The 3453-nt window shown below is 69.3% G+C and carries 5 protein-coding genes and 1 pseudogene; 5 read left to right on the top strand and 1 reads right to left on the bottom strand.

Annotation, left to right across the window (positions count from 1 at the left end; all coding sequences use genetic code 11):
- From CCR87_RS07860 to CCR87_RS07840, 5 genes and pseudogenes are all read left to right on the top strand, one after another.
- Nucleotides 1–115, top strand: a pseudogene (locus CCR87_RS07860) (IS5/IS1182 family transposase); the annotation flags it as partial.
- Between the two features lie 87 nt (nt 116–202).
- Nucleotides 203–550 carry a phage portal family protein gene (locus tag CCR87_RS07855; protein ID WP_242511915.1) on the top strand — a complete coding sequence of 116 codons (348 nt, stop codon included), beginning with the start codon at nt 203–205 and terminating at the stop codon, nt 548–550.
- Nucleotides 543–2399 carry a prohead protease/major capsid protein fusion protein gene (locus tag CCR87_RS07850; RefSeq protein ID WP_201156991.1) on the top strand — a complete coding sequence of 619 codons (1857 nt, stop codon included), beginning with the start codon at nt 543–545 and terminating at the stop codon, nt 2397–2399. The genes CCR87_RS07855 and CCR87_RS07850 overlap by 8 nt, the downstream gene beginning before the upstream one ends.
- Nucleotides 2399–2608, top strand: coding sequence for a phage head-tail joining protein (locus CCR87_RS07845; RefSeq protein ID WP_201156990.1), 210 nt, complete (start codon nt 2399–2401; stop codon nt 2606–2608). Before CCR87_RS07850 ends, CCR87_RS07845 begins: the two co-directional genes overlap by 1 nt.
- Before the next feature lie 3 nt (nt 2609–2611).
- The gene (locus CCR87_RS07840) at nt 2612–2956 is read left to right on the top strand and encodes a DUF2190 family protein (protein WP_201156989.1); all 345 of its coding nucleotides are present in this window, start codon (nt 2612–2614) and stop codon (nt 2954–2956) included.
- Between the two features lie 390 nt (nt 2957–3346).
- Here the strand turns inward: CCR87_RS07840 and CCR87_RS07835 are convergent.
- The coding region (locus tag CCR87_RS07835; protein WP_147277395.1) for a transposase domain-containing protein at nt 3347–3453 on the bottom strand (107 nt) is incomplete at its 5' end.

The raw sequence follows: 3453 nt of genomic DNA, 5'->3' as shown, positions 1-3453 counted from the left end.
AATCATGTTCGGCAGGCTCAAGGACTGGCGCCGCATCGCCACACGCTACGACCGATGCCCCAAGGTCTTCCTCTCCGCCATCGCCCTCGCCGCAACCGTCATCTTCTGGCTATGAGTCCTGAGCCTAGAGGGCGTCACCTATTCCTCGATCCGGGCCGGGCTGATCGAGTTCCGACGCAGGGTCGAGCAGCTTCAGCACAACGTGGTGGTGCACCTGTTCTGCCGCCCGGTCTGGGAGCGGTTCGTGCGGCTGGCGGTGCTCACGGGCGAGCTGCCCGCGCGGGACTTCGACCGGAACCCGGACGCCTACTTGGGGTGCGAATGGCTGCCGCCGAAGTTCGATTACGTCGATCCGATGAAGGACGTGCAGGCCGAGATCGTGGCGATCGGCGCGGGGCTCAAGAGCCGGTCCCAGGCGATCTCCGAGCGCGGCTACGACGCCGAACAGGTGGATGCCGAGATCGCCGCGGATCGCGAGCGCGCGGAGGGGCTGGGGCTGAGTTTCGGCCAGACGACGGCACAGCAGCAGAAGGAGGCCGCCGATGGCTGACACCGCGACAACCCCGGCATCGACGCGGTCAGACGTCGGGAGCGACAATGTTTGCCTGCTCACCCGCCGCGCGACGCTGACGCCCGCGACTGCCGATCCGGAGGCGCGCACCGTGGAGGTGATCTGGTCCACCGGCGCACCGGTGCGCCGCCGCGACATGGCGGGGCCATACATCGAGCGGCTGAGCCTCGATCCGCAGGCAGTAGACCTGTCGCGGCTCGAAAGTGCCAGCGTCCTGGACGCGCATCGACAGACCGCCGTCCGCGACGTGCTCGGCTCCGTCCGCAGCGCCGCCGTCGACGGCAAGCGCGGCACGGCCGTCATCCAGTTCTCGGCCCGGCCCGAGGTTGAGCCGGTCTGGCAGGACGTGCTGGCGGGCATCCTGCGGCACGTCTCGGTCGGCTACTCGGTCGAGGACTGGGCGGAGACCACCGAGAACGGCGCGCGCGTGCTGACCGCGGTGCGCTGGACCCCTCACGAGATTTCCCTGGTGCCGACGCCCGCCGACCCCGGCGCCCATATTCGCATGGAGACAGAGATGACCGACATGACCACCACCCTGGCCCAGCCCGAGGCGCCGACCACCGAGGCCCGCGCCGAGGCGAACGCCGAGATCCGCTCCATCGCCCGGATCGCTGGGCTCGACCAGTCCTGGATCGAAGGCCAGATCGACGGAGGCGCCGATCCCGACACCGCCCGCCGCGCGGCCTTCGAGGCGCTGGCCAAGCGCAGCGCGCCGCCGATCCGCACCGAACAGGTCCGCGTCGAGATGGGCGACAGCCAGGACGACCCCGCCCTGCGCGCACGCCAGATGGGCGAGGCGCTCTACGCCCGGATCAATCCACGGCACGAACTGAGCGAGCCAGCCCGGCGCTACGCCTATTCGACCCCGGTCGACATGGCGAAGGAGCTGCTGACTCTCCGCGGCGAATCCACCATGGCGCTCTCGCCCGCGAGCCTCGTGACCCGCGCCCTGCACACGACCTCCGACTTCCCGATCATCCTCGGAGACACGGTGGGCCGGGTGCTGCGCGACGCCTACCAGGCCGCGCCCTCGGGCATCCGCCGCCTCGGCCGCCAGACCACGGCTCGGGACTTCCGCGCGGTGAACAAGATCATGCTGGGCGAGGCGCCGCTGCTGGAGAAGCTGAACGAGCACGGCGAGATCAAGGCCGGGACGATGGCCGAGGCGCGCGAGGCCTACAAGGTCGAGACCTGGGCGCGGAAGATCGGCATCACCCGGCAGGTGCTGGTGAACGACGACCTCGGCGCCTTCGCGGACCTCGCCCGCCGCATGGGACAGGCCGCGGCCGAGACCGAGGCGCGGATCCTCGTCACCCTCCTCGAGGCGGGCAGCGGCAACGGGCCGACCCTGTCGGACGGCAAGACGCTGTTCCACGCCGATCACGGCAACAAGGCGGGCACCGGGGCGGCGATCTCCGACGCCACCCTCTCGGCAGCCCGGCTGGCGCTGCGCACCCAGAAGGGCATCGAGGATCGCACGATCCGCGTGACGCCCCGCAACCTGCTGGTCCCGCCCGCGCTGGAGACCACCGCCGAGAAGTGGCTGGCCTCCATCGCGCCCGCGACGGCAGCGGATGTGAACCCGTTCTCGGGCTCGCTCTCGCTGATGGTCGAGCCGCGCCTCTCCTCGGCCACGCGCTGGTACGTCACCGCCGACCCCGGCGAGATCGACGGGCTGGAGTTCGCCTATCTCTCGGGCGCGGAAGGTCCGCAGGTCGAGAGCCGCTCGGGCTGGGACGTCGATGGCGTCGAGATCCGGGTGATCCTGGACTTCGGCGCGGGCTTCATCGACCACCGCGGCTGGTTCATGAACGCGGGCGCCTGATGGTCAGCCTCGCCCAGCTCACCGTCTGGCGCGACGCCCTGATGGCCGCGCGCTACCGGGGCGTCCGCACCGTCGAATACGACGGCAAGCGCGTCACCTACGCGAGCGACGGCGAGATGGCCGCCGCGCTCGCGGACCTCAACCGCAAGATCGCAGGCGCCGAGGGGCGCGTCTCCGTCGTCCGCATCCAATCCTCGAAAGGGCTCTGAACCATGAAGACCTACATCCAGAACGGCCACGTCATCACCGTGCCCACGCCCGCGGGAGGGATCGCCTCGGGCGCGGGGCTGATCGTCGGCAACATCTTCGGAATCGCCGCCTACTCGGCCGCCGAGGGCGACCCGCTCGAACTGGCCACCACCGGCGTCTACAAGCTGCCGAAGGCCAGCGCCGCGGTCCTCACCGTCGGCGCGCGGGTGGCCTGGGACAACATTGCCAAGGTGGTGACCACCCCAGCCGCGGGGCGCTTTCCCATCGGCATCGCCACTGAGGCCGCCGGGAACGCGATCACCAGCGTCGCGGTGCGGCTGGACGGCGTGGCGACGGCGGCGAGCTGACCTCCGTCGATCAGTTCACGTCCAGCGTCAGGAATGGTTGACGCATACTGCTATAGCGTGATACCCGCTCCCAAACGCCTCCGGATAGTATTCCCCTAAAGAGGAGGCGAAGATGGGACTTACAAGTTGGTTCTCCCGGAGCGGCGACAAGTCCGGGAGCAAGGGCAAGCCAGGCAGAGGCTACGCAAAAGGCTCTGCAAGGAGTAACCCTGACAAGTGGAAGCCTCGCACCCCCGCGCAGGCAAAACGCCACGAGAAAACCCCCAAGACTTGGCGGTGAGTCACAACACGACGCGGCCCGGCAGAGATGCCGGGCCCGCTTGCATGTCTGCAGCCGCGTCCCTTATCCTCACAACCAACGCTGATTGACGTAAGCGCGATGGCTGGGCCCTATGCGGCGAGGCTTGACGGCTGCGCGTAGCGCCAGGGCATGAGGTCCTCGATGCGGGATTTGGGGTGGCCGTCGAGGATGGCGCGGAGGGTGTCGGCGAGGTAGT

The sequence above is a fragment of the Rhodobaculum claviforme genome, from assembly GCF_016653255.1.
Classification (GTDB): Bacteria; Pseudomonadota; Alphaproteobacteria; order Rhodobacterales; family Rhodobacteraceae; genus Rhodobaculum; species Rhodobaculum claviforme.
The sequence above is the reverse complement of the archived record's forward strand: the minus strand, read 5'-3'. Positions and strand labels throughout refer to the sequence as shown.

What these genes read in the sequence shown, in the direction of transcription:
- CCR87_RS07850 (WP_201156991.1), top strand. Translation starts at nt 543, where the DNA reads ATGGCTGACACCGCGACAACCCCGGCATCGACGCGGTCAGACGTCGGG.
- CCR87_RS07845 (WP_201156990.1), top strand. Translation starts at nt 2,399, where the DNA reads ATGGTCAGCCTCGCCCAGCTCACCGTCTGGCGCGACGCCCTGATGGCC.
- CCR87_RS07840 (WP_201156989.1), top strand. Translation starts at nt 2,612, where the DNA reads ATGAAGACCTACATCCAGAACGGCCACGTCATCACCGTGCCCACGCCC.